Origin of the sequence: Paenarthrobacter sp. NPDC056912, from assembly GCF_042786555.1 — a bacterium.
Lineage (GTDB): Bacteria > Actinomycetota > Actinomycetes > Actinomycetales > Micrococcaceae > Arthrobacter.
Genome location: NZ_JBHUCD010000006.1, coordinates 176,687 through 198,900 on the forward strand (window position 1 = coordinate 176,687; position 22,214 = coordinate 198,900).

25 protein-coding genes and 1 tRNA gene are annotated in these 22,214 nt (G+C 63.1%); 19 read left to right on the forward strand and 7 right to left on the reverse strand.

The genetic code is table 11. The annotated features are described in order from the left end of the window. Window positions 1-153 precede the first annotated feature (153 nt). Together ACFRJ9_RS08925 and ACFRJ9_RS08930 are read left to right on the forward strand one after the other, a co-directional pair. The gene (locus tag ACFRJ9_RS08925) at window positions 154-921 is read left to right on the forward strand and encodes a DeoR/GlpR family DNA-binding transcription regulator (protein ID WP_377666546.1); all 768 of its coding nucleotides are present in this window, start codon (window positions 154-156) and stop codon (window positions 919-921) included. Continuing rightward, on the forward strand, window positions 918-2,111 hold the full coding sequence (locus tag ACFRJ9_RS08930; RefSeq protein WP_377666548.1) for an MFS transporter: 1,194 nt from the start codon (window positions 918-920) through the stop codon (window positions 2,109-2,111). Before ACFRJ9_RS08925 ends, ACFRJ9_RS08930 begins: the two co-directional genes overlap by 4 nt. Here ACFRJ9_RS08930 and ACFRJ9_RS08935 read toward each other — a convergent pair. Beyond that, window positions 2,056-2,760 (reverse strand): phosphatase PAP2 family protein, encoded by a 705-nt coding sequence (locus tag ACFRJ9_RS08935; protein WP_377666550.1) that lies wholly within the window; start codon window positions 2,758-2,760, stop codon window positions 2,056-2,058. The genes ACFRJ9_RS08930 and ACFRJ9_RS08935 overlap by 56 nt on opposite strands. An 82-nt stretch (window positions 2,761-2,842) precedes the next feature. Here ACFRJ9_RS08935 and ACFRJ9_RS08940 point away from each other — a divergent pair, with 82 nt between their 5' ends. The 8 genes from ACFRJ9_RS08940 to ACFRJ9_RS08975 all read left to right on the forward strand — a co-directional run bounded on the left by ACFRJ9_RS08940 (window position 2,843) and on the right by ACFRJ9_RS08975 (window position 12,291). Next, window positions 2,843-4,348: a bifunctional phosphatase PAP2/diacylglycerol kinase family protein gene (locus ACFRJ9_RS08940; RefSeq protein WP_377666552.1), complete on the forward strand. Its 1,506-nt coding sequence runs from the start codon at window positions 2,843-2,845 to the stop codon at window positions 4,346-4,348. 159 nt (window positions 4,349-4,507) lie between these two features. Further along, on the forward strand, window positions 4,508-5,452 hold the full coding sequence (locus ACFRJ9_RS08945; protein WP_377666554.1) for an ABC transporter ATP-binding protein: 945 nt from the start codon (window positions 4,508-4,510) through the stop codon (window positions 5,450-5,452). 2 nt (window positions 5,453-5,454) lie between these two features. Beyond that, window positions 5,455-6,306: an ABC transporter permease gene (locus tag ACFRJ9_RS08950; RefSeq protein ID WP_377666556.1), complete on the forward strand. Its 852-nt coding sequence runs from the start codon at window positions 5,455-5,457 to the stop codon at window positions 6,304-6,306. A gap of 26 nt (window positions 6,307-6,332) precedes the next feature. Then, window positions 6,333-7,622 carry a sensor histidine kinase gene (locus ACFRJ9_RS08955; RefSeq protein WP_377666557.1) on the forward strand — a complete coding sequence of 430 codons (1,290 nt, stop codon included), beginning with the start codon at window positions 6,333-6,335 and terminating at the stop codon, window positions 7,620-7,622. Then, entirely contained in the window at window positions 7,619-8,311 is a 693-nt protein-coding gene (locus ACFRJ9_RS08960) for a response regulator (protein ID WP_377666559.1), read from the forward strand. Before ACFRJ9_RS08955 ends, ACFRJ9_RS08960 begins: the two co-directional genes overlap by 4 nt. Before the next feature lie 76 nt (window positions 8,312-8,387). Further along, window positions 8,388-9,308, forward strand: a complete 921-nt coding sequence (locus ACFRJ9_RS08965; RefSeq protein ID WP_377666561.1) for an intradiol ring-cleavage dioxygenase — start codon at window positions 8,388-8,390, stop codon at window positions 9,306-9,308. A gap of 38 nt (window positions 9,309-9,346) precedes the next feature. After that, window positions 9,347-10,654, forward strand: coding sequence for a M18 family aminopeptidase (locus tag ACFRJ9_RS08970; protein WP_377666563.1), 1,308 nt, complete (start codon window positions 9,347-9,349; stop codon window positions 10,652-10,654). A 221-nt stretch (window positions 10,655-10,875) separates the two neighbouring features. After that, window positions 10,876-12,291, forward strand: coding sequence for an amino acid permease (locus ACFRJ9_RS08975; protein ID WP_377666565.1), 1,416 nt, complete (start codon window positions 10,876-10,878; stop codon window positions 12,289-12,291). A 79-nt stretch (window positions 12,292-12,370) separates the two neighbouring features. Here the strand turns inward: ACFRJ9_RS08975 and ACFRJ9_RS08980 are convergent, their stop codons facing one another. Then, a complete protein-coding gene (locus ACFRJ9_RS08980) occupies window positions 12,371-13,030 on the reverse strand; it encodes a DUF1345 domain-containing protein (RefSeq protein ID WP_377666567.1) in 660 nt (219 codons plus the stop codon). 35 nt (window positions 13,031-13,065) lie between these two features. After that, on the reverse strand, window positions 13,066-13,221 hold the full coding sequence (locus tag ACFRJ9_RS08985) for a hypothetical protein (protein ID WP_377666568.1): 156 nt from the start codon (window positions 13,219-13,221) through the stop codon (window positions 13,066-13,068). A 131-nt stretch (window positions 13,222-13,352) separates the two neighbouring features. On the opposite strand from ACFRJ9_RS08985, the gene ACFRJ9_RS08990 reads away from it, so the two are divergent. After that, window positions 13,353-13,435 (forward strand) — tRNA-Leu (locus tag ACFRJ9_RS08990). Window positions 13,436-13,485: 50 nt separating this feature from the next. Here the strand turns inward: ACFRJ9_RS08990 and ACFRJ9_RS08995 are convergent. Further along, a complete protein-coding gene (locus ACFRJ9_RS08995; protein ID WP_377666570.1) occupies window positions 13,486-13,824 on the reverse strand; it encodes a YnfA family protein in 339 nt (112 codons plus the stop codon). 231 nt (window positions 13,825-14,055) lie between these two features. On the opposite strand from ACFRJ9_RS08995, the gene rpsF reads away from it, so the two are divergent. From rpsF to rplI, 4 genes are all read left to right on the forward strand, one after another. Then, the gene (gene rpsF / locus ACFRJ9_RS09000; protein ID WP_377666572.1) at window positions 14,056-14,361 is read left to right on the forward strand and encodes a 30S ribosomal protein S6; all 306 of its coding nucleotides are present in this window, start codon (window positions 14,056-14,058) and stop codon (window positions 14,359-14,361) included. Window positions 14,362-14,411: 50 nt separating this feature from the next. Beyond that, window positions 14,412-14,993, forward strand: coding sequence for a single-stranded DNA-binding protein (locus ACFRJ9_RS09005; protein WP_377666574.1), 582 nt, complete (start codon window positions 14,412-14,414; stop codon window positions 14,991-14,993). Window positions 14,994-15,121: 128 nt separating this feature from the next. Continuing rightward, window positions 15,122-15,361 carry a 30S ribosomal protein S18 gene (gene rpsR / locus ACFRJ9_RS09010; protein WP_003800144.1) on the forward strand — a complete coding sequence of 80 codons (240 nt, stop codon included), beginning with the start codon at window positions 15,122-15,124 and terminating at the stop codon, window positions 15,359-15,361. 18 nt (window positions 15,362-15,379) lie between these two features. Then, a complete protein-coding gene (gene rplI, locus ACFRJ9_RS09015; RefSeq protein ID WP_377666576.1) occupies window positions 15,380-15,832 on the forward strand; it encodes a 50S ribosomal protein L9 in 453 nt (150 codons plus the stop codon). 126 nt (window positions 15,833-15,958) lie between these two features. Here the strand turns inward: rplI and ACFRJ9_RS09020 are convergent, their stop codons facing one another. Continuing rightward, a complete protein-coding gene (locus ACFRJ9_RS09020; RefSeq protein ID WP_377666578.1) occupies window positions 15,959-16,381 on the reverse strand; it encodes a DUF1801 domain-containing protein in 423 nt (140 codons plus the stop codon). A gap of 58 nt (window positions 16,382-16,439) precedes the next feature. Between ACFRJ9_RS09020 and ACFRJ9_RS09025 the strand changes: the two genes are divergently transcribed. Beyond that, the gene (locus ACFRJ9_RS09025; protein ID WP_377666580.1) at window positions 16,440-17,291 is read left to right on the forward strand and encodes a PhzF family phenazine biosynthesis protein; all 852 of its coding nucleotides are present in this window, start codon (window positions 16,440-16,442) and stop codon (window positions 17,289-17,291) included. A gap of 4 nt (window positions 17,292-17,295) precedes the next feature. Here the strand turns inward: ACFRJ9_RS09025 and ACFRJ9_RS09030 are convergent, their stop codons facing one another. Beyond that, the gene (locus ACFRJ9_RS09030; protein WP_377666582.1) at window positions 17,296-18,852 is read right to left on the reverse strand and encodes a DUF6297 family protein; all 1,557 of its coding nucleotides are present in this window, start codon (window positions 18,850-18,852) and stop codon (window positions 17,296-17,298) included. After that, entirely contained in the window at window positions 18,839-19,516 is a 678-nt protein-coding gene (locus ACFRJ9_RS09035) for an ATP-binding cassette domain-containing protein (RefSeq protein WP_377666584.1), read from the reverse strand. Before ACFRJ9_RS09035 ends, ACFRJ9_RS09030 begins: the two co-directional genes overlap by 14 nt. A 224-nt stretch (window positions 19,517-19,740) precedes the next feature. Here ACFRJ9_RS09035 and ACFRJ9_RS09040 point away from each other — a divergent pair, with 224 nt between their 5' ends. Genes ACFRJ9_RS09040 through ACFRJ9_RS09050 form a run of 3 tightly spaced genes read left to right on the forward strand, consistent with a single transcriptional unit; the run spans window position 19,741 to window position 22,208 of the window. Further along, a complete protein-coding gene (locus tag ACFRJ9_RS09040; RefSeq protein ID WP_377666586.1) occupies window positions 19,741-20,490 on the forward strand; it encodes a methyltransferase domain-containing protein in 750 nt (249 codons plus the stop codon). An 11-nt stretch (window positions 20,491-20,501) separates the two neighbouring features. Continuing rightward, entirely contained in the window at window positions 20,502-21,419 is a 918-nt protein-coding gene (locus ACFRJ9_RS09045; protein ID WP_377666588.1) for a diacylglycerol/lipid kinase family protein, read from the forward strand. Between the two features lie 51 nt (window positions 21,420-21,470). Then, on the forward strand, window positions 21,471-22,208 hold the full coding sequence (locus tag ACFRJ9_RS09050; RefSeq protein ID WP_377666590.1) for an ANTAR domain-containing response regulator: 738 nt from the start codon (window positions 21,471-21,473) through the stop codon (window positions 22,206-22,208). The last annotated feature ends 6 nt before the right edge of the window (window positions 22,209-22,214 follow it).

The window sequence follows — 22,214 nt, forward strand, 5'->3', positions numbered from 1 at the left end:
TCCGACGCTCTCTCACATCCCAACGCTTTCCGATGAACGCTCTTGCACCGGCTGCAAGAGCGTTCCGGTTTAACGGGCGGGATGTGAGAGAGCGTCGCTGAGCAAATGATCAGCCGAGATGATTAAGTGAGCAAGGCAGGCTACTGTTGAACCATGGGAACTGCTGACCGCCACCGGCTCATCGGCGAGCTGCTGCGCACACGCGAAGAAGTGACGGTGGACGAGCTCATCGCCGCTACGGAATCGTCCGGCGCCACGATCCGGCGTGACCTCGAGATCCTCGCTGCCAACGGAGTGTTGAAACGGATTCACGGCGGCGCGCGCAGCCTGGTGGCCCGCGGCGACAACCCCGGTTACGGGCAGCGCGAGTTGGAAGACCACGAATCAAAGCTCAGGATTGCCAAGGCCGTAGACGGGCTTCTCAGGGACCGCGAACACGTCTGGCTGGACAGTGGATCCACGGCCACGGAAATCGCACGGCGCCTCAGCACCCGCGAACTCACGGTAATGCCGATGTCCTTGCACGGTGTAGAGGCCCTCACGGACAGCAAATCCGGCCGCCGTCCCGAGCTCATCCTTCCCGGAGGCAGCCTCATTCCCGGCGAACAGTCATTCCGGGGACCGATGGCCGAAGCCAACATCCGTTCATTGCGCTTCGACACGGCAATCGTTACGCCCTGCGCCCTCAATCTCAAGGATGGCCTCCTGGCCCACGACCTCGGCGATGCCGCCGTGAAGCGCGCCGGCCTGGAATCGGCGTCGCGGGTGGTTGTGGCGTCCTCGGGAAGCAAGTGGAATGCCAGCGCTGTGGCCCTGGTTGCAGCGATGGACAGCGTGGACGTCATAGTGACAGACCTGAAACCATCCCCCGAAGACCTTGCCCGGCTCAACAAACTCTCCGTGGAAGTTGTGATTGCATGACCACCAGCACCAGAAGCACCACTAACGTCAACGCCGCTGCGGTGGCGACGTTCCTGATCTTCGGTATGAACGGCCTTGTCTTTGCCAGCTGGGCTGCTCGGATTCCGGCAGTCACCGAGGCGCTGAGCCTGACGTCCGGCCAGATGGGCACCTTGCTGCTCTGCACCGCCGTCGGATCGTTGCTGGCGCTGCCTTCGGCAGGCTGGGTGGTGGGCAGGATAGGTACCGCCAACACGGTTCGGGCGGCCGGTATCGTGGCGGGCGCTGCTGGAGCGGGCATCGCCTTCTCCCTGATGGCCGCCTCGGTTCCGGCTACGGCTATTGCGTTGTTCTTCTTCGGCATTGGCATCGGTTTGTGGGACGTCGCCCAAAACATTGAAGGCGCGGACGTTGAACACCGGCTCAACCGCACCATCATGCCGCAGTTCCACGCTGCGTTCAGCGGCGGCGCGTTCCTGGGTGCGCTGATCGGTGCCGGCCTTTCGCAGCTGGGCGTTGGCCTGCCTGAGCACCTGCTGGTCATTGCGGCCATCGCGGTCCTCCTCGCATTGACAGTCCCCCGGTACTTCCTGCCGCACGACGTTGCGGTGGCGGAAGCGCTCGACGGCGGCGCCCCGGCCGAGAAGGGCCCCACGGCTTGGCGGGACGCCAGGACGCTGCTCATCGGCGTCGTGGTCCTGGGCGCGACACTGACCGAAGGTGCGGGGAACGACTGGATTGCCAAGGCAGCCGTGGACGGGCTGGGAGCTTCGGAGTCCACCGGCGCACTGCTGTTCGCGTTGTTCGTTGCAGCGATGACCGTCATGAGGTTCCTGGGCGGCAAGGTGATCGACAAGTTTGGTCGGGTGGCAGTCCTGCGGGCCAGCATGGCTGCGGCGGCGTTAGGCCTGACGTTGTTCGTCTTCGCAGGAAACGTTGTGCTGGCAGGAATTGGTGCAGCCCTGTGGGGTGTTGGTGCAGCCCTGGCCTTCCCTATGGGTATGTCGGCAGCAGCGGACGATCCCAAGCATGCGGCCGCCCGTGTCTCGGTAGTTTCCACCATTGGCTACGTTGCGTTCCTGGCCGGACCGCCACTGCTGGGCTATTTGGGCGACCACACAGGCATCCACATGGCCCTGCTTGCCATTGGTGCGCCTATTCTGCTCGCCCTGCTGCTGGCAGGCGTCGCGAAGCCTTTGAACTCCAAATAGTTCTTCCGCCCGCGCTTTCATTCTCCTTGATACATATATCGCGGAAGCCCCACCAGAGCATCAACACGACTCCGGCGGCAAGGCACGCACCCCCAATGACGTCGCTGAGCCAGTGGGCTGACAGGTAGGTGCGGCTGACCATCATGGCAAGTACGCCCAAGACGGCCAGGAGCTTCATCCACCACCAGCCAATGAGCAAAGCCAGCACCAGCAGGAACGCGGTCGTGGCAGATACATGCCCCGAAGGGTATGAACCCGTGTCGGTCAGCACTTTGGCGCCCTCGGGCCGTTCCCTGCCCACCACCGCTTTGGCCAGCTGGGTAACTGCCAGTGCGGTAACGCCCGAGATGGCCGAAAACGCTGCAGCCATCGGTCGGCGCCAGATGAGGAGTGCAACCACCAGCAGGATGTGGAAGACCAGCATCCCCACATAGCCGCCCCAATTGAGGACCGTATTCACGCCATCCCAAAAAGGTGAATGCAGGGTGAAAGAGTAGGCCTGCCAGGTGGTATCGATGCGGTTGAAGGCCGGCTCGCCTTGCCCGGACAGGAGCATCGCGCCTGGAACCGCGAACGCGCAAAGCAGGAGCAGCCCCGGTGTGAGGATCTGCCAGCCGGGCCGTTGACGCGGGCGCAGGAAGCGAATCATCACTACATCGTAGCTACGGCTACCGGGAGTGACCGGTGGGCCGCGGACGCCGGCGATGGAAGACAAGAGTTACTGTGATTGGATGCGAGGCTTCTTGGGCAAAGGCCCCAAACGGGTTGCAAGGCTGGACAAATTCCTGGTGCGGGCGGTGTCCCGGCAACCGCAGGGCGATCACGACGTCTTTTTCCGAAGGCTTTCTTCCGCTGCCACTAAGGGGAAGCTTTGGATCGGCATCGCAGGAATCATGGCTACCGTGCCTGGAAAGCCTCGGCGGGCAGCGCTGCACGGACTCCTTGCTTTGGGTGTCGCCTCGGGAGTCACCAACCTGATCTTCAAGACGGTCCTCCCCCGCAGGCGGCCCCTTCCCGAACACTTGCCCGTTTTCCGGTTCGTGAACCCGCAGCCGGTCAGTTCCTCCATGCCGTCGGGTCATTCGGCCTCTGCTGTGGCGTTCGCCGTAGGGGCCGGGATGGTTTCGCCCGGACTCGGCGCGGCCTTGGCCCCGATCGCTGCGGGTGTGGCCTATTCCCGGGTGCACACGGGGGCGCACTGGCCCTCCGACGTTGTCCTGGGCTCGGCCATTGGCGCGGGCGCAGCAGTCCTGACCCGGAAATGGTGGCCCGCCCGGCCCGCGGAGCCCGTACCCCACTGCACGCCGGCCGAAGCCCCGGCGATTTCCGACGGCGATGGGCTGAGTATCGCGGTCAACGTCCTGGGCGGGTCCTACTCCCCCGAAACCGCCGAACTACTGAAGGTTATATTCCCCAAGGCTCATATACATGAGATCGCCGAGGGGGAGGATGTCGCAGCCGAGATTGAGGCGACGGCTACCCGGCCGGGCACCGTAGCGCTTGGTGTGTGGGGTGGTGACGGAACGGTTGGCGCGGCGGCTGCTGCCGCCGTCGAGCATTCTCTGCCACTGTTGGTGCTCCCCGGCGGAACACTCAACCACTTTGCCCGCGACCTCGGTACCAGTTCCATCGACGAGGCCGTGGCTGCCGTCACCAAAGGCCACGCGGCGTCCGTGGATCTTGGGCATGTTGTTGTCCAGCGTGGCTTGCCAGAGCTGCCGGAGACCACGGAATTGGTCATGCTGAATACGGCCAGCGTGGGGGTGTACCCGAATATGGTTCGCCGCAGGGAGCGGCTGCAACCGGCTCTGGGCAAGCCGCTGGCCGGGTTGGTGGCGTCGCTGCGTACCTTTGCCGTGAACTCGCCCACCACGCTGACCGTGGACGGTGTGAAGCATAAGCTCTGGATCCTGTACTTGGGCCGCGGCCGCTACTACCCCCGTGACCATGCACCGCTCCGGAGGCCGGTCCTCGATGACGGCGTTTTCGATCTCCGCATGATCACCGCGGATGAGCCCTTCGCGCGCGCACGCCTGCTGTGGGCCGTGGTGACGGGCACGGTCGCCGCCTCCAAAGTCACCCACCTGACTGAGGCAACCACCATCACGGTGGAGGCCATTGGCCAGCCCCTGGTGCTGGCCGTGGACGGTGAGCCGAAACCAGGCGTCAGGAGTGCGGCCTTCACCGTGAAACCGGGCGAACTGCGTGTGTACTCGCCCCTTCCGGTTGGCGACTAAGCAGACTTGGACTCCCCGGGGTCATCCGCGAGGATTACCCTGACTGAACCCTGAATCATCCCTGAGACCGGCGATTTCAGCCCCCTCCGTGAGTAGCGTTGTACGTACATTCAAAACTCACTTGCACACCTGCGTGTGCTCCGAGGAGGGAACGCTTCCATGATCGAAGCAAAAGGCCTGACCAAGGTCTACGGCGAGAAGACCGCCGTCGGCGGTGTCAGTTTCACTGTCCAGGCCGGACGGGTGACGGGCTTCCTTGGCCCGAACGGCGCCGGCAAGTCCACCACCATGCGCATGATCATGGGGCTGGATGCTCCCACTTCCGGTTCGGTGACCGTGAACGGTGAGCCTTTCGCCCAGCACAAGGCACCGCTGCGTGAAATCGGTGCCCTGCTGGACGCCAAGGCCGTCCACACCAGCCGCACCGCCTACAACCACTTGCTGGCCATGGCAGCGACGCACAGCATCCCCAAGAGCCGGGTCCTTGAAGTCATCGAGATGACTGGCCTGGGCGACGTCGCGAAGAAGAAGGTCAAAGGATTTTCGCTCGGAATGGGTCAGCGCCTCGGCATCGCCGCTGCGCTGCTGGGCGATCCTCAGACCATCATCCTGGATGAGCCGGTCAACGGTCTGGACCCGGAAGGCGTGGTCTGGGTTCGCAACCTGGTCAAGTACCTGGCCTCCGAGGGCCGCACGGTGTTCCTGTCCAGCCACCTCATGAGTGAAATGGCTTTGACGGCAGACCACCTGATCGTGATCGGCCGCGGCAAGATCATCGCCGACGCTCCCATCGCGGAGATCATTACCGGCAAGGGGCATGCACGGACCCGCGTCCGCACGGACCAGCCGGAGAGGCTCATGCAGCTGCTGGCAGGCACGGGAGTGTCCGTGGAAGTCCACGAGCGCGAACTCCTGGAGGTTTCGGGGGTCGATCCCCGCGGAATCGCCCGGACCGCCTTGGACAACCAGGTCATGGTTTACGAGCTGACCCCGCTCCAGGCAAGCCTTGAAGAGGCCTACATGGAACTCACCAAGGACGAGGTCGAATACCACTCGCACATCACCACCGGGGCTTCGGTTCCCGCCCAGGCCGGAGGGAAATAGATATGAGCACCACCACTGTGGACCGCAGGTCCATCCGCAACTCGGTCGGTCCCGGACCGGCATTCCATCGCGTCCTGAACTCCGAGTTCATCAAGTTCCGCACCCTGATGTCCACGCTGATCCTCCTGGCGTCCACCGCCGTAGTAATGGTGGGCTTCGCAGCTCTTGGGGCGTGGGGAACAGGGCAGTTCGCCGAGCAAGCAGCATCGGATCCCCAGGCAGCCGCAGCCATTGCCGCGCAAGGCGGGGACCTGGCCGTCAGCATTCCTACTTCCGGCATTGCCTTCGCCCAGCTCATCCTCGGTTCCCTGGGCGTCCTGCTCATGAGCTCCGAGTTCACCACGGGCATGGCTCGCTCCACCTTCGCCGCCGTGCCTAAGCGCATGTCGCCGTTCCTTGCCAAGCTCATTGTTGTGATGGTCAGCGCCTTCGTTCTGACCGCGCTGTCCACCTACATTGCCGGCCTGGTGGCACTTCCGATCGTGGACAACTACGATCTCAAACTGGACCTGGGCAGCTCCCAGTCCATCAAGCTCCTGCTGGTCAACAGCGTCTACATTGCAGCAGTGGCAGCCATTGGCATGGCGCTCGGAACGATCGTCCGCAACTCGGCCGGCGGCATCATGAGCCTGGTTGGTTTGTTCTTCGTCGCGCCGATTGCCTTCCAGCTCATCCCCGGCGATTTCTTCAAGGAAGCCAGCAAGTACCTGCCCGGCAACACAATCAGCCCGCTGACCGCCGTCGAGCATGTCCCGGAAACGCTGGAAGTGTGGCAGGCAGGCCTGGTGCTTGGCGCCTGGGTCGTAGTGCCGGTTGCTCTGGCCATGATTCTATTGAAGAAGCGGGACGTCTAGGACGGGTTGCCGTCTAGGCTCAACCCATGACTGAAGCTCCACAGACGAAGGACGCGCCGGCTGCCATGGCCGACGCGTCCTTTGCTGAAATCGCCCAGCGCCGCAGGGGCCGGATCCGGCGCTATTTCTTCAAGCACCCCCGGGCAATGGATGCCGTGGTGGTCCTCTGTTACGTGCTTTTGGCGTTGCCGACCATCGTGACCTCGATCGTGGAGGGCAAGTGGCTCGTGGTGGCGCTGCTGCTGATGATCGCGGGTGTGCTGGTATTCCGGCGCCGGTTCCCGCTTCAGGTGGTGGCCGCCGTCGCGATTTTGGAAGTTGCGGCGACCATCCTGAACCCGTGGGGTTCAAACGTGTCCGCAGGGCTGTGGTTTGCGCTCTATGCCGTGGCGGTTTCCAGGCCGCGGATTATGGCGCTGGGGGTGTTCGGAAGCGCCAGCATTCCTCTGAGCCTTCTCTACTTGTTCATGTGGACAAGCCCCAGCACGGCGGGCGCGCTGCAGGACGTGCCGGAGAACTTCCACCTGATCAACAACATCGCCACCGCGGTGACCATCATGCTGTCCAACCTCCTTGCCACGGGCATCGGTATTTCGGTGCGCCAGCGCAGGGAGCACGAGGCAGAGATCGCTGCTTGGGCGGCCAGGACCACGCAGCTTGGCAAGGTCACCGAGCGCAACCGGATCGCGCGTGAAATGCACGACGTCGTGGCGCACTCTTTGACTGTGATGATCAGTCTCTCGGACGGGGCCGCTGTGGTGGTCCAGAAGGATCCGGATCGTGCCCGCGAGGTCCTCAGTGAACTGTCACGGACCGGCAGGGCCGCGTTGGCGGACATGCGTCGCGTCCTGGGTGTCCTGCGCGATGATTCAGGGCGGCCCGCGCCGCTGGCGCCCCTTGAGTCCGGGCACAACCTCGGAAAACTGCTGGATGGGTTCCGCACGGCCGGATTGCCGTTGCACTACGCGCACACGGGTCCCGCACTGCCAGCCGACCCGGCGCTTCAGCTCACCGTCTACAGAATTGTGCAGGAATCGCTGACGAACGTCCTGCGCTATGGGCGGGCGTTGAGCCGGGTGGATGTGCAGGTGGCTCGCGACGGCGATTTGGTCACCATTGACGTGCTCGACGACGGCCGCGGAACCCGGGAGGGTGGCGGCGAATCCGTGGGCAGCCTCGGCACTGGCCAAGGCATCGCGGGGATGCGTGAACGTGCAGGAATCTATGCTGGAATCGTAACTGCCGGTCCGGGAAACAGGGGAGGCTGGGCGGTCCACGCCGAGCTTCGCTGGAACGGCGACAAGGGGGAGTCATGACAGAAGACATCATCAAAGTGCTGCTGGTGGACGATCAGCCACTGCTCAGGATGGGCTTCCGGCTCATCCTTGAAGGCGAAGACGATTTCCATGTGGTGGGGGAGGCGTCCGATGGCAGCGAGGCCGTCCGGCAGGTGGAGGCGCTGCAACCGGACGTGGTGCTGATGGATGTGCGGATGCCCACCATGGACGGCATTGAGGCCACTCGCCGTATATCGGATTCCGGTTCCGATGCCCGCGTCATTATCCTCACAACGTTCGACCTCGATGAGTACGCCTTCAGCGGGCTCCAGGCTGGGGCCTCTGCGTTCCTGCTCAAGGACGTAGCCCCGGTTGAACTGGTCCACGCCGTCCGGCTCGTTGCCAGCGGTGATGCCGTGGTCGCGCCGCGTGTGACGCAACGGTTGCTGGAGACCTATGTGCGCGGCGGTGCCGTGCCCGGCCATTCCCCCAACCCGCACCGGGATCCGCTGCTGGATGAGCTGACACCACGGGAAACCGAGATCCTGACGACGATCGCCGAGGGCCTGTCCAATGCGGAGATCGCTCACAAGTTCTTCCTATCCGAGGCCACGGTGAAGACCCACGTTCGGCGGATCCTGAGCAAGCTGCATTTGCGGGACCGGGTCCAGGTTGTGGTGTACGCGTACGAAACCGGACTCGTGGTGCCGAGTAACCCGGACTACTGAGGCAAACCGGAGGATTCACAGGCCCGCCACAGTTCTCCCATGTACAAGCCATAGCCCCCACGCGTTTCATGGATGCATGACTTCTCCTCAACAGCCCTCCAAGGAACCGGCCGGATCAGACGGACCGCATCCTAACCATGACCGCGGACTTGAGTTCGATCTGTCCACGCTCCTGAGCCGGCGACGCACCTTGGGAGTTCTGTTCGGAGCGGGGACGGCAGCAGCCCTGGCCGCCTGTACGCCGGGTACGGGAGGTGGCAGCGCATCGCCGTCGAGCACTGCCAGCGCAACCGCCACGGCAACGGAAACCACGACGGTGACCGCAACGCCTTCCGCCACCAGCACAGTGACGCGGGCCTTCGCGGAATGCGGCGTAGAGATTCCCGAGGAAACCTTGGGCCCCTACCCAGGAGACGGCTCCAACGGCCCGAACGTGCTCGAAGCTTCCGGAGTGGTCCGCAAGGACATCACCTCCAGCTTCGGGTCGTCCACCACCAAGGCAGCGGGAGTGCCGTTGACGTTTACGCTGACGCTGTTGGACAACGCGAACGGCTGCTCTCCGCTGGCCGGTGCGGCCGTGTATGCGTGGCACTGCGACCAGAACGGGAAGTATTCGCTGTACGACTCCGGCCTGGAGAACGAGAACTATCTCCGTGGCGTCCAGGAGGCCGACGCCAATGGCCAGATCACTTTCACCTCCATTTACCCCGGCGCCTACAACGGCCGATGGCCACATATTCACTTTGAGGTATTTGAATCGATGAGCAACACATCGGCGGCGGGCCAAGTGTTGGCGGTCTCGCAAATCGCCCTCACCGAGGCGGCCTGCAAGGAGGTTTACGCCTCGGCCGGCTACGAGTCGAGTGCCCGGAATTTCCCGAACACCACGCTGACCTCGGACAACGTCTTTGGTGACGACGGAGGAATATACCAATTGGCGACTATGTCTGGCTCGGTGGCAGCAGGCTACACAGCCGCGCTGAACGTCACGGTGTAGCCGGAGGCATCGCAGAAGCAAGGACTAGACTCGGGGTCATGCCTTCGAATGCCTCCGCAGCAGTTGACCACATCCAGGACCTCGGTGCGTACGTAACGGCCTCGCCGTCGAGCTTCCACGCAGTGCACGAGGCCGCCCGGCGGTTGGACGCCGTTGGCTTCACGGCTTTGGCTGAACTGCAGCCGTGGGAGGGCGGGGCGGGTAAGTTCTACGTGATCCGCGATGGTGCCCTGATTGCCTGGGTGACTCCCGAAAATGCAGGACCCACCACGGGTTTCAACATCATGGGCGCGCACACGGATTCTCCGTCATTCAAGCTCAAGCCGAAACCCACCACCGGCAAGTTCGGTTGGCTGCAGGCCGGCGTCGAGGTTTACGGCGGGCCTCTCCTGAACTCCTGGCTGGACCGCGAACTGCAGCTGGCCGGCCGCCTGGTGATGCGCGACGGCACGCAGCATCTGACCGCCACGGGACCGCTGTTGCGCTTCCCGCAACTGGCCATTCACCTGGACCGCGGCGTCAATGACAACGGTGTCCTCCTTTCCAAGCAGCAGCACATGAACCCCATCTTTGGGCAGGGTGACCCTGCCGCCGAGGATCTGTTGGGATTGCTCGCCAGCCGCGTTGAAGGCACCACTGTTGATGCGGCCGAAATCGGTGGTTACGACGTCGTTGTGGCAGACACGCAAGCGCCTGCGGTTTTCGGGGCCAAGGGTGAGTTCTTCGCTTCCGGCCGCATGGACAACCTTTCCTCCACACACGCGGGCTTGGTGGCGTTGATCCGCCACACTGCTGCGGCCCCCGCGGACGGTCCGATCGCCGTCCTGGCTGCCTTTGACCACGAGGAGATCGGCTCCAACTCGCGTTCCGGCGCCTGCGGACCCGTCCTTGAGGACATCCTGACCCGTATCTCCGACGGCCTCGGCGCCTCGGTGAGCCAGCGGCGGCAGGCCTTGGCGGCGTCGTTCTGTGTTTCTGCGGACGCCGGCCACGCTGTCCACCCGAACTACGCGGAGAAGCACGATCCCGCCAACAAGCCGGTGTTGAACGGCGGACCGTTGCTGAAGATCAACGCCAACCAGCGCTACGCCACGGACGCCACAGGTGCTGCCCTCTGGGCGAGGCTCTGCGAAGAGTCCGGGGTGCCGTACCAGGAGTACGTCTCCAACAATGATCTTCCGTGCGGTTCCACCATCGGTCCGCTGACGGCAACGCGCCTGGGAATCCGCACCGTGGATGTGGGGGTCCCCTTGCTGTCGATGCACTCGGCCCGCGAGTTGTGCGGTGTGCAGGATCCGCACTATTTGACGGCTGTTGTTGAGGTGTTCTTCCAGACCACGGTGTAGCAGAAGCCTCAAGCACTCGTTTCAGGGGTATTTCGAATGTTTCCAATAGGAAACTTCAGATGCCCTACGGTTTACATTTTGTGCCAGGTTCCGGTTTGGGCAGCGGCAAAATGTTCACTTGCACAGGATTGGCGTCAGTCCCGCAGGCTAGCGTGAACTAGTCATGTGGCCAGTGGCACACCACTGCAGCCAACCCCAAACCTAAAGGACGGCGCCGATCCATGCACGCTGACCAACAACTTTCGAAATCGCTGAAACCACGTCACCTCTCCATGATCGCCATTGCCGGCGTCATCGGAGCGGGTCTGTTCGTAGGTTCCGGCGCGGCAATCCAGCAGGCAGGCCCGGGCATCCTCGTGGCCTACCTCGCTGCCGGCCTCGTCGTCATCCTCGTCATGCGCATGCTGGGCGAAATGGCAGCTGCCAACCCGGAGACGGGCTCGTTCTCCACCTACGCCGACAAAGCCCTTGGCCGTTGGGCCGGGTTCAGCATCGGCTGGCTCTACGCCTGGTTCTGGATCATCGTTCTGGGCATCGAAGCCACGGCCGGCGCTGCGATCATGCACCGCTGGGTTCCGGGCGTCGACCAATGGATCTGGGCCCTCGTCCTCATGGTCCTCCTGACACTGACCAACCTCGGCTCCGTGAAGTCCTACGGCGAGTTCGAGTTCTGGTTCGCGTCCATCAAGGTCGCCGCGATCGTCATCTTCCTGCTGGCCGGCATTGCCGCCATCCTCGGCCTCATGCCTGGTGTTTCCGCGCCGGGCGTCTCCAACCTCCTGGATCAGGGCGGCTTCATGCCGAACGGCCCGGGCGCGGTCCTGGCCGGCATCCTTGTGGTGGTCTTCTCCTTCTTCGGCGCTGAAATCGCCACCATCGCTGCTGGTGAATCCGAGAACCCTGTTGACGCCGTCAAGAAGGCCGTGAAGTCCACTGTCTGGCGAATCCTGATCTTCTACATCGGCTCCATCGCAATCGTGGTCACGCTCCTGCCGTGGAACGACGCCTCCGTGGCCAAGAGCCCGTACGTTGCCGTGATCGAGCTCTACGGAATCCCGGGCGCCGGCACCATCATGGACATCGTCGTCCTCACCTCGGTGCTCTCGTGCCTGAACTCAGGGCTCTACACGGCCAGCCGCATGCTGTTCTCGCTCTCGCAGCGTGGGGACGCCCCCAAGTCCTGGATGAAGATCTCCAAGCGTGGCGTTCCGGCTGCAGCAGTCCTCGCCTCCACCGTGGTGGGCTTCGTGACCGTCGGCCTGAACTACATCGCCCCGGACACCGTGTTCCTGTTCCTCGTGAATACGTCAGGTGCCATCGCGCTGTTCGTGTGGCTGGTGATCGCTTCCTCGCAGCTCATTCTGCGCCGACGCATGGGTGCCGCCGCCAAGGACCTTGAGCTGAAGATGTGGTTCTTCCCGTACCTCACGTGGATTGCAATCGGCAGCATCGTGGCGCTCATCATCGGGATGGTGGTCATCGAATCCACGCGTGAGTCGCTGTTCCTGTCGCTGGCCCTGGCTGCCGTCGTCGTGGGCATTGGTGTGTGGCGTTATCGCAGGAATGGCCGTAATGACGCCGGGGCGACCAGCGCCGAAGCCGAACCCGCAGAGGTTGGTTCCGGACCGGCGTCGTAAGCGTCACTTTGCAACGGGGCAGCTGCCGTCAACGTTCGACGGCGGCTGCCCCGTTTCTTTTGAGGCCCGCCGAGGCGCGCTACAGCGCCAGCCCGACGATGAGGTTGATGGTGACGGCCAGGATGACCGTGCCGAACAGGTAGGAAAGAAGGCTGTGTTTCAGGGCTTCCGCGCGGATCCTGTGATTGCCGAGATTGGTGTCCGAAACCTGATAGGTCATGCCCAGGCTGGTGGCGAGGTACGCGAAGTCGGTGTACTGGGGCGGACGTTCCTGGTTGAAGTTGATGCCGCCCACGTCCCCTCCGGCGTCGGCCGCGGGGCTGTAGTAGAGCTCGGCATAACGCAGGGTGAAGAGTGTTTGAACGAGCATCCAGGACAACGCGACGCAGGCCAAGGCCAAGGCTGCTGAGTAGAGGCGGGCGTCCGTGCTTTCGCTGTGCGAATTTGCGATCACTGCGGCCGCGGCGGCGATGCTGGCCAGATTGGCGATGAGGATCAGGAGGTCGGTGACTTTACGGGACGGGTCCTCGGATGTTGCATGCTGCCGGGTTTCCTCAGGGCCCATCCGCGCAATCACCAGCCACACCCACGCAACGTAGACCAGCGCCGCAGCGGCCCAACTGACTGCCGGGGCATCCACCCAGTTTCCCGTGGTGCCAGTGGCGAAGAAGGCAGCTGCGCCAGCCACCACCATGACAAGGAAGCGCAGCCGGCTTCGCCTCACTCTGACGTGCTTCATTTGCCCACCCTAGCTACTTGGTGTCGGATGCAACGTCATGCCTCGCGTGACGGGGCGTTGGCCTCGCGCTTTTGCTCGGCCTGGAGGATGCCATCCCGCACGCCTGCGCGGATCACGAAGTAGAGGGCATACAGGGCAATTGCGGCGAAAACGACAGTCAGGACCAGGGTGTTCAGGAGAGTGGCATCCATGGCCCCACCCTAGCTGGGCACTGGACATGGCTGCCCTGCCGCTTCAGGAATCAGTGGGTTCCGGTTCCTCGTGGTAATGTCTTTGTCGCTGTCGAGGAGAAAAACGAAACACTGTTTCTCCGAATCACCTTGCGCGGGTGGCGGAATGGCAGACGCGCTAGCTTGAGGTGCTAGTCCTCGAAAGGGGGTGGGGGTTCAAGTCCCCCTCCGCGCACAGAGAACCCCGGAAGATCAATGATCTTCCGGGGTTTTGTCGTTTCCAGGTTAGGCGCCAGGTCTGGGGGCGAACATGATCACTCCTACGCCCACGATGCAGATTGCGGCACCGATGACGTCCCATCGGTCCGGCCTGAAACCGTCAAGGAGCATTCCCCACGCGAGTGATCCGGCGATGAACACACCACCATAGGCGGCCAGGACCCGGCCAAAATGGGCGTCAGGCTGGAAGGCCGCAAAGAATCCGTAGATGCCCAGGGCCACGATGCCCAGGCCGGCCCACCACCAGGCTTTTCCTTCACGTACGGCCTGCCAGATCAGCCATGCCCCGCCGATCTCTGCAACGGCGGCCAATACGAAGAGGACGATGGACTTCAGGACGGTCATGCTCCCAGTATTCACCGTGGTGGCCAGCCGTTATCCACATACGCAGGCTGGCGGGTTCCAGCGTGGGAGCCCGCCGAATAGGTTTGTGTGCAGGAGATGCACTAAGATATTGAAGTCTGTGTTGCGCCCTCCTTCCGAACTTTCGGCGGGGGAGCGATCCACAGCATCGCAAATGAACCTCCTGTTACGGAAATACCGTAACCGCTTAGCCCAAAGGAGGTGGGTTCACATATGCGTCCTTACGAATTGATGGTAATCATCGACCCCGAGGTCGAAGAGCGTACCGTAGAGTCGTCGCTTCAGAAGTTCCTCACTGTCATCACCACTGATGGTGGAACCATCGAAAAGGTTGACATCTGGGGCCGTCGCCGTCTGGCGTACGACATCAAGAAGAAGTCCGAAGGTATCTACGCAGTGGTGAACTTCACCGCTGAGCCGGCTACCGCCAAGGAACTTGACCGCCAGCTGTCTCTCAACGAGACGATCATGCGCACCAAGATCATCCGCCCCGAAGACCAGAAGGTCGTTGCTGAGTAATCAGCCCCTTCCAGATCTTTACCCCGCAGGAACGAACAAGGAGGCAGTAGATGGCAGGCGAAACCACTATTACGGTCATTGGTAATCTCACCAATGACCCGGAGCTGCGGTTCACCCCGTCTGGCTCAGCAGTAGCGAACTTCACCATCGCTTCTACTCCCCGGACCTTTGACCGCCAGTCGAATGAGTGGAAGGACGGGGAAACCCTGTTCCTCCGCGCTTCCGTATGGCGCGAAGCAGCCGAGAACGTGGCCGAGTCCCTCACAAAGGGCATGCGCGTCATCGTTTCCGGCCGTTTGAAGAGCCGTTCTTACGAAACCAAAGAAGGCGAAAAGCGCACCGTTATTGAGCTTGAGGTCGACGAAATCGGCCCCAGCCTGCGTTACGCAAACGCCAAGGTCAACCGAACCCAGCGCTCCGGCGGTGGCCAGGGTGGCTTCGGTGGAGGCAACGCCGGCAATTCCGGTGGCTTTGGAGGTGGCGCTCCTGGTGGAAACCAGGGCGGCAACTCCGGTGGAACCTGGGGCGGCAACAGCCAGCCCGCACAGCAGGATGACCCTTGGGCAACGCCCGGTGTCAGCAATGCAGGCGGCGGCTGGGGCAACGGCCCGGATTCCGAACCTCCCTTCTAAACACCAAGAAAAAGTCCGACGCCGGACACTCGCCGGGACTGCCGGAAGGCACTCGGGCGACATTCGCCGTCGAACACCACCATCCCGTGGATCAATATCCACGGGCTCCATAGAAAAGGAGCTCCACGATGGCTAAGGCTGAACTCCGTAAGCCCAAACCAAAGTCCAACCCCTTGAAGGCCGCTGACATCACTGTCATCGACTACAAGGACGTAGCACTGCTGCGCAAGTTCATCTCCGATCGCGGAAAGATCCGCGCTCGTCGCGTTACTGGCGTTACCGTTCAGGAACAGCGCAAGATCGCTCAGGCAATCAAGAACGCCCGCGAAGTTGCTCTGCTGCCTTACTCCGGCGCTGGCCGCGGCTAAGGGAAGGGATTAACTAACATGGCAAAGCTCATTCTGACCCACGAAGTAACCGGTCTCGGTGCTGCTGGCGACGTTGTCGAGGTCAAGGACGGTTACGCACGTAACTTCCTGCTGCCCCGCGGTTTCGCCCTGACCTGGAGCAAGGGTGGCGAGAAGCAGGTTGAGTCCATCAAGGCTGCCCGCGCTGCTCGTGCACACGCTTCTGTTGAAGCTGCACAGGCACAGGCCCAGGCTCTGTCCTCCAAGAAGGTCAAGCTCGAGGTGAAGGCTGGCGAGTCCGGTCGTCTCTTCGGCACCGTCAAGCCTGCTGACGTCGCTGCTGCTGTTGAGGCCGCTGGCCTCGGCGCCATCGACAAGCGCAACGTTGAACTGCCGAACCACATCAAGTCTGTCGGTTCGTACCAGGCCAACGTTCGCCTGCACGAGGATGTTTCGGCTGTCATCGACCTCGAGGTCGTTGCAGCTAAGTAGTCTCTGACTGCAAAGAAGACCCCCGCAACCGGATTCCGGTGGCGGGGGTCTTTTTCTGCGCCGAGATGCCATTTAATGACAATGGTGACGCCCGGGATTGTCATTAAATGGCATCTCGGCGAACGGCTAGGGCCTGTGGAACTCCGCCAGCACGTGCTTGTAGCCGGTACGGATCATTTCGGCGAGGACGTCCCGGTCCACGTCGTCCAACTTGTTGACGTACAAGCAGGCCGTGCTGGTCTTGTGCTTGCCGAGCTCAGGGAGGAGCCGGTCGGCGTCCGGGCCTTCGGTGACGCCGTACAGGACCAGGTTCGCCTTGCGCGGAGAAAAACCGACGGCGGCCGCGTCGCCCTCCCGGCCGCTGTCGTATTTGTAGTGGTAGCTGCCGAACCCGACGATCGTCGGACCCCACATGACGGCTTCCTGGCCGGTGAGGTCACGCATCATGTCCAGCAATTCGAAGCCGTCGGCCCGGCGCACGGGATGCTCCACGGCGGCGAGGAATTCCTCCACTGACACGGCTGTGGGCTTGGTCTTGTTCTCTGCCATGCTCGTAGTTTCGCAGACGCGGAGCAGGCCTGCCAGCACCCGGTGATAGCCTGCAGCGGTGACTTCAGAAGCCCCCCGCCTCCGCCCGTTCCACCAGGTCGACGTGTTCTCAGAGGTGCCGTACCTCGGAAACCCGCTTGCCGTCGTCGTCGATGCCGAGGGCTTGAGCAGTGAAACCATGCAGCACTTCGCCAACTGGACCAACCTCTCCGAGACCACGTTCCTGCTGCCGCCCACTGATCCTGCGGCGGATTACAGGGTACGGATTTTCACGGGCAGCGAGGAGTTCCCTTTCGCGGGGCATCCAACACTCGGTTCCGCACACACGTGGCTTGAGGCCGGGGGAGTGCCCAAGACGGACGGCGTCCTGGTTCAGGAGTGCGGTGCAGGCTTGGTTCGGGTCAAGCACGACGCCGGCCGGCTGGCTTTTGCCGCTCCGCCGCTGACCCGTTTCGGTCCAGTGGACGCCGCAGTCCGCTCACAGCTGGCCGCTGGCTTGAGGCTCCCGGAGGACGCCCTGTTGGACGCTGCGTGGCTGGTGAACGGACCGCAGTGGATTGGTGTTCTGCTCGAGTCTGCGGAACAGGTCCTGGCTGTCGAACCGGATCTTGTGGCGATGGGTGACCTCAAGGTCGGGGTGATCGGCCCCCACAAGGCAGGTTCCGGCGTCGACTTTGAAGTCCGTACGTTCATTCCCGGTGATGCCATGGTGGAGGACCCGGTGACGGGCAGTTTCAATGCCGGCGCGGCGCAATGGCTGATCGGGAGCGGCCGGGCGCCGGAAGAATACGTGGCTGCGCAGGGCACCGTCCTGGGCCGCTCCGGCCGTATCCACGTGAAAGCCGAGGATGGCGAAATCTGGATCGGCGGTGCATCGGCCACGTGCATTCAAGGCACGGTCCTGCTGTAGTTGGCTAGCGCTTGGGCCGAGACAACACAACGAGCAGGACGATGCCGGCGCTGAATACCGCCTGGACGATCACCACCAGCGATGGCACGTAGCCCAGGTACAGGGCAGCCAAAAGCGGAATCATCGCCAGGATGGTCACATCCAATCCGTGCATCAGCGAGCCCAGTTGGGCCCGTGGCACCGGACCGAACGGGGTTTCCACAGGCGGTGCGGACCAGTCCGGCGGCGTCCTGGTAGCGGCGCGGAGCGTCCCCGCACCCATGCCAACCCCAGCAAGGGCGCCGACCCCGATCAAGGCCGGATCCGGAGCACCAAGCAGCACGAGGAGGCCGCTGAGGATAGCCATCCACACTGCCATCGCCACGCTGGGCATGAGCGTGCGGCTGGTACGAACCAGCGCCGGATGCAACGGCAACAGCGCATCGAGTTCAGGAACCAACGCAGTCTTGCGGGCCACGCTTCCCATGCCCGATGCGGTTGCGCAGCCCGCGATCACAACGACCGCCAACTGTGCGAACTCGGGCAGCCCGCCTTCCACAAGCAGTACCGCGATGGAGGCAGCAAGCCACAGGAGCGGCGGTGTCAACGGCGGATGGAGCCGGAGGAAAGCCACCACGTCCGCCCGGATCAGCGCCCGAAGAGGGCCGCGCACCGGGCGACTGTACAACCTGGCGGCCCTGCCGCCGTCGACCCTTCGCTGTCCGCCGCTGAGTGCACGGAGTACCTCGTTGGAATCCATCATGAACAGCGATGCGCCGGCATGGCCCGCGACGGCGCCCCCGCGGACCAGTTCTTCGCCGCGCACTTCACCGGCGCGTGGCGCCACCAGGATCAGGAGTCCGACGGCGGCAGCGCCCACCAGTGCAGTTGGCCACGGAGACGAGGACAACAGGGGGAGGACCGCGCACACCAGCAGCGCCGCCGTCGCCGTGATGCGACCGAGCCGGGGCCCTAACAATCCGAGCTGCTGCGCGGCTGCCAGCACCACGGCCAGTAAGCCCGCAGCGCCAACCGTGATGGAGGCGAAGAGGTGTTCCCAAGGGGTGCGGTCAACGGAGGACACCATGCTGAAAGGCAGGTAAAGGACGGCTGTGCCAATGCCGGTCAGCGCGACCTTGCGGACGAAAGGCGGCAGGACCATGGGGCGGCGGTCGATGGGAAGGGTCAGCCACCACGTACTTTCGGGTCCGTTCACAGTCATCGGACCCAGCTTTCGGGCCAGCGTGCTGATGACGAGGAGGACTGCGAACGTCAGGCTGGTCCACAGCACAGGCTCAGGAAGGACTAGCCACTGTCCGGGGATGATGCTGTTGGTGGTCGAAGCGCGGTCCGCGATCTCGTTGCGCAGGGCCAGGACGAACGAGGCCGCGATGGCGAGGGAGACGCCGATGCCGAGCCCCCAGCTGTAGGCGTCGACAAAACGGTCTTTCCAGGAAATGAGGCTTCGCTTGTGGCGGCGGGCCGACCTGCGCGTGAAGCGGACAATCTCCGCGGAGAGGTGGCGGCTTTGCCGCGGTGGTTCACGCGGTGGTTCAGTGGTCAGCACATCAGGACCCGGCAATGATCGAGGCTCCCTGCTCCGGATCGAATTGCCGGACTTCCTCATCGATGACCAAGCACGTGGAAGCCGTGGCGAGCAAAAGCTGCGGATCATGGGTGACCAGAACCACCGCGCCACCGGCCTCGGCATGCTCAGCGATGCGCTCACCGAGGGCTACCCGCATCCGGGGGTCGAGCCGCTGTTCGGGCTCGTCCAGGATCAGGAGCGACGACGGCCTGATGAGTCCCGCTGCGAGCAAAAGCCTGCGCCGTTGACCGGAGGACAGGGCGTCGGGGATCGCGTGGGACCTGCCCACCAGCCCAAAGAACTCGAGTTCTTCCTCCACGTACCCCTCGGGGTCATCGAGGGAATGGCCACGGGCGATGAGGAGCAGGTGTTCCCGAACCGTCAGCGAAGGGAAGAACAGGTCGTCATCGAAGACTGCGGAAACCTGCCTGCGGAACGGCACGGCGTCGGGGTCAATGAGAAGGCCATGGACTTTCACGTCCCCGGCCAGGGGTGCCTGGCGTCCGGCGATGGTTCGGGCCACCGTGGACTTCCCGGCACCGTTGACGCCGACGATTCCCAGTACCTGTCCGGCGTCCACAGCAGCAGAAACTTCGCCACACACTGGAGCCCCGGCGTACCCCACCAGCAAATTTTCGACGTCAAGAACTGTCCCCATGATGCAACCCTACCGGGGGAAAAGGAGCACCTGTGCGGCGGCAGCCGCTGCTCAGGATGCCCGTAACTCGGTCCACGCTGCCGACACCAGGCTGGAGAGTTGGAGCCGTACCGTGCAGGGAAAGGGTACGTTGAAGCTTGTGTTGGCGAAGCCGCTCCTTCGGCCTGATGGCCAGTGTGGCTGTACAGCTCTCGCAAGGGAGGTACGTAGACGATAGGACACTGATGCGGGATTTCGAGACTTTGGTCAACGAGGCTGTTGAAGCCGATGTGACGGGTTGGGGATTCGTCTGGTTGGAGGGCCGGGCCACTGAGGAAAGGCCTCCGTGGGGATTTGCCAAGCTGATGGCTGACCGGCTCGCCACTGTCAGTAGTGCGCTCGATTTGGACACCGGCGGAGGGGAAGTTCTTTCAGAAGCTTCAGTGTTTCCTGCGCGGATGGCCGCAACTGAAGGCTGGCCGCCAAACGCCCGGCGTGCCCGCGAGCTGCTGGGGCCCCGAGGGGTGGAAGTTGTTGAACCCGGTGCGGGTGCCGGCTTGCCGTTCCCAGGGGAATCATTCGAACTGGTCACCGCGCGGCACCCTGTTCGCCCGGACTGGGGAGAGATCCGGCGGGTGCTGGTCCCCGGCGGCCACTATTTCGCTCAACATGTGGGGCCGGCGTCGGCGTTTGAACTCATTGAGCACTTCCTTGGTCCGCTGCCGCAACAGCGCACGGGCCGCGACCCCCAGGCGGAGGTTGCGGCCGCCGAGGACGCTGGACTCACAGTTACGAACCTCCGTACTGCCAGGTGCCGGATGGAATTCTTCGACGTAGGCGCGGTGGTGTGGATCCTGCGCAAGTGCGTGTGGTGGGTTCCTGATTTCTCCGCAGAACGATACTGGGGCAAGCTCAGTGAGCTGGATGAGCAGATGCGGGCCGGCCGGCCCTTCGTCTCCTACTCCAGCCGGCATCTCATCAACGCTCAACGGTAAGGGACATCGCAATGAACCAGGAGCACGTCAAGGATTCTGCCCGGATCTTCACGTCGATTGTCATCATCTTCAATCCCAACAGCACCGGGGATGCGCCTGAGCTGGCGCAGCAATTGCATAGCAAACTCAGTGCCACCCTCAGCTACCAAACTGACATCACCCTGCAACCCACTGAGCACGCTGGTCATGCCGTGGAGTTGGCCCGGGAAGCCGCTGGCAAGGGCGGTGACGTTCTGGTGGTGTCGGTGAGCGGCGATGGCGGATACAACGAGGTTGTCAACGGCGTGATGCACGCCGGGAATCCGCAGGCCGTTTGCGCAGTCCTGGCCGCTGGCAATGCCAACGACCACAGCAGGATCACCGGAACGAAACCCCTGGCAGAGGCAATTGCTGAGGGCCACGTCCGCAACATCGACCTACTGCGCATCCACACGGGCAAGAACGAGGATGAGCCCGACGAGTATGCGCATTCCTACATCGGGTTCGGCCTCACTCCTGTTATCGCAACGGAACTCGAAAAGGGCGGAAAGGGCGCTATCACGGAAATGGTCACGGTCATCAAGACCTTCTCCAAATTCCAGCCCTTCGCCATCCGACAATCTGACGGGAAACGGCGCAAGTTCGACAGCCTTGTTTTCGCGAACATCCCCGAGATGGCCAAGTACGCCACGCTCAGTGAGGCGGACAACCACCCGTCGGACGGGAAATTCGAGGTGATCGTCTTTCCGCACATGCCCAAGTGGCGGGTCTTGCTGACGGCCTTGCGGGCCACCACGCAGGGCTTGGTCGAGCAGCCCAGTGTGAGCAGCTACGAATTCACCACGCTCAAACCGCTGCCGTACCAAGTGGACGGAGAAGTAAAGTCCGTGGAAGCGGATGTCACTGTCAGAGTGGAATGCGCTCCATCCGCCCTGCCAATCGTGGGCTAGGAACGGCCGCTACTGTTGTGGCCTGCTGCCGGTTCTTCTAGATTTGACGTCATGGTTGCTGACGAGTGGGCAGAGGACTTTGAGCAGCTGGTCGATCTCATTGGCGGCACCGATGACGTCAAGGCCGTCCTCCAGGGGCTGACCGGCTTCGCCGCCGGCATGATGACCCGGATTACGACAACCAACATCGAGTGTGCCGTGACATTGCGCCGGCGGAAGCGCACTGCCACGATTGGCGGCAGCAGCGACCGGGCGGTGGTGCTGGACCGGATCGAGCAGGCTTTGGGTTCCGGGCCATGCGTTGAAGCCTTGGACAGCGGCGTCCCGGTCCTCCTGGGGGACGTCCTTTCGGACCCTCGCTGGCCCGAGTATTCCAGTGCTCTCTTGGCCGCCGGCGTGCACAGCGCGCTGGGCGTCCCCATGACCTTGGGAGAGGACTCAGCGGCCGTACTCAATTTCTTTGCTCCCCAGCCAGGGCTTTTTACGGAGCAGGTTGTCGCTGACGCGGTGCTTTTCGCGGAGATGGCCAGCAAAGCCCTGCGCCTGGCGATCAGGATCGCGGCCTCCGACCAGCGAGGGAATGACCTCAAGGCCGCGATGGAAAACAGGACCGTGATCGATCTTGCCTGCGGGATAATCATGGCCCAGAACCGCTGCAGCCAGAACGAGGCCTTCGACTTCCTTCGGCGGGCTTCCAGCGATCGGAACCAGAAACTGTACGCAGTGGCGTTGGAGATGGTGAACCGCGTTTCCGGGCAGCAGCCCACCACAGCCCATTTCGAGGACTGAAGTCCC

Coding starts and splice junctions, on each gene's coding strand:
- ACFRJ9_RS08960 (WP_377666559.1), top strand. CDS start 7,619: ATGACAGAAGACATCATCAAAGTGCTGCTGGTGGACGATCAGCCACTG.
- ACFRJ9_RS09045 (WP_377666588.1), top strand. CDS start 20,502: ATGAACCAGGAGCACGTCAAGGATTCTGCCCGGATCTTCACGTCGATT.
- ACFRJ9_RS09050 (WP_377666590.1), top strand. CDS start 21,471: ATGGTTGCTGACGAGTGGGCAGAGGACTTTGAGCAGCTGGTCGATCTC.
- ACFRJ9_RS08980 (WP_377666567.1), bottom strand. CDS start 13,030: ATGAAGCACGTCAGAGTGAGGCGAAGCCGGCTGCGCTTCCTTGTCATG.
- rpsR (WP_003800144.1), top strand. CDS start 15,122: ATGGCTAAGGCTGAACTCCGTAAGCCCAAACCAAAGTCCAACCCCTTG.
- ACFRJ9_RS09040 (WP_377666586.1), top strand. CDS start 19,741: ATGCGGGATTTCGAGACTTTGGTCAACGAGGCTGTTGAAGCCGATGTG.
- ACFRJ9_RS08930 (WP_377666548.1), top strand. CDS start 918: ATGACCACCAGCACCAGAAGCACCACTAACGTCAACGCCGCTGCGGTG.
- ACFRJ9_RS09005 (WP_377666574.1), top strand. CDS start 14,412: ATGGCAGGCGAAACCACTATTACGGTCATTGGTAATCTCACCAATGAC.
- ACFRJ9_RS08955 (WP_377666557.1), top strand. CDS start 6,333: ATGACTGAAGCTCCACAGACGAAGGACGCGCCGGCTGCCATGGCCGAC.
- ACFRJ9_RS08950 (WP_377666556.1), top strand. CDS start 5,455: ATGAGCACCACCACTGTGGACCGCAGGTCCATCCGCAACTCGGTCGGT.
- ACFRJ9_RS08935 (WP_377666550.1), bottom strand. CDS start 2,760: ATGATTCGCTTCCTGCGCCCGCGTCAACGGCCCGGCTGGCAGATCCTC.
- ACFRJ9_RS08995 (WP_377666570.1), bottom strand. CDS start 13,824: ATGACCGTCCTGAAGTCCATCGTCCTCTTCGTATTGGCCGCCGTTGCA.
- rpsF (WP_377666572.1), top strand. CDS start 14,056: ATGCGTCCTTACGAATTGATGGTAATCATCGACCCCGAGGTCGAAGAG.
- rplI (WP_377666576.1), top strand. CDS start 15,380: ATGGCAAAGCTCATTCTGACCCACGAAGTAACCGGTCTCGGTGCTGCT.
- ACFRJ9_RS08965 (WP_377666561.1), top strand. CDS start 8,388: ATGACTTCTCCTCAACAGCCCTCCAAGGAACCGGCCGGATCAGACGGA.
- ACFRJ9_RS08985 (WP_377666568.1), bottom strand. CDS start 13,221: ATGGATGCCACTCTCCTGAACACCCTGGTCCTGACTGTCGTTTTCGCC.
- ACFRJ9_RS09035 (WP_377666584.1), bottom strand. CDS start 19,516: ATGGGGACAGTTCTTGACGTCGAAAATTTGCTGGTGGGGTACGCCGGG.
- ACFRJ9_RS09020 (WP_377666578.1), bottom strand. CDS start 16,381: ATGGCAGAGAACAAGACCAAGCCCACAGCCGTGTCAGTGGAGGAATTC.
- ACFRJ9_RS08970 (WP_377666563.1), top strand. CDS start 9,347: ATGCCTTCGAATGCCTCCGCAGCAGTTGACCACATCCAGGACCTCGGT.
- ACFRJ9_RS08925 (WP_377666546.1), top strand. CDS start 154: ATGGGAACTGCTGACCGCCACCGGCTCATCGGCGAGCTGCTGCGCACA.
- ACFRJ9_RS08975 (WP_377666565.1), top strand. CDS start 10,876: ATGCACGCTGACCAACAACTTTCGAAATCGCTGAAACCACGTCACCTC.
- ACFRJ9_RS08940 (WP_377666552.1), top strand. CDS start 2,843: ATGCGAGGCTTCTTGGGCAAAGGCCCCAAACGGGTTGCAAGGCTGGAC.
- ACFRJ9_RS08945 (WP_377666554.1), top strand. CDS start 4,508: ATGATCGAAGCAAAAGGCCTGACCAAGGTCTACGGCGAGAAGACCGCC.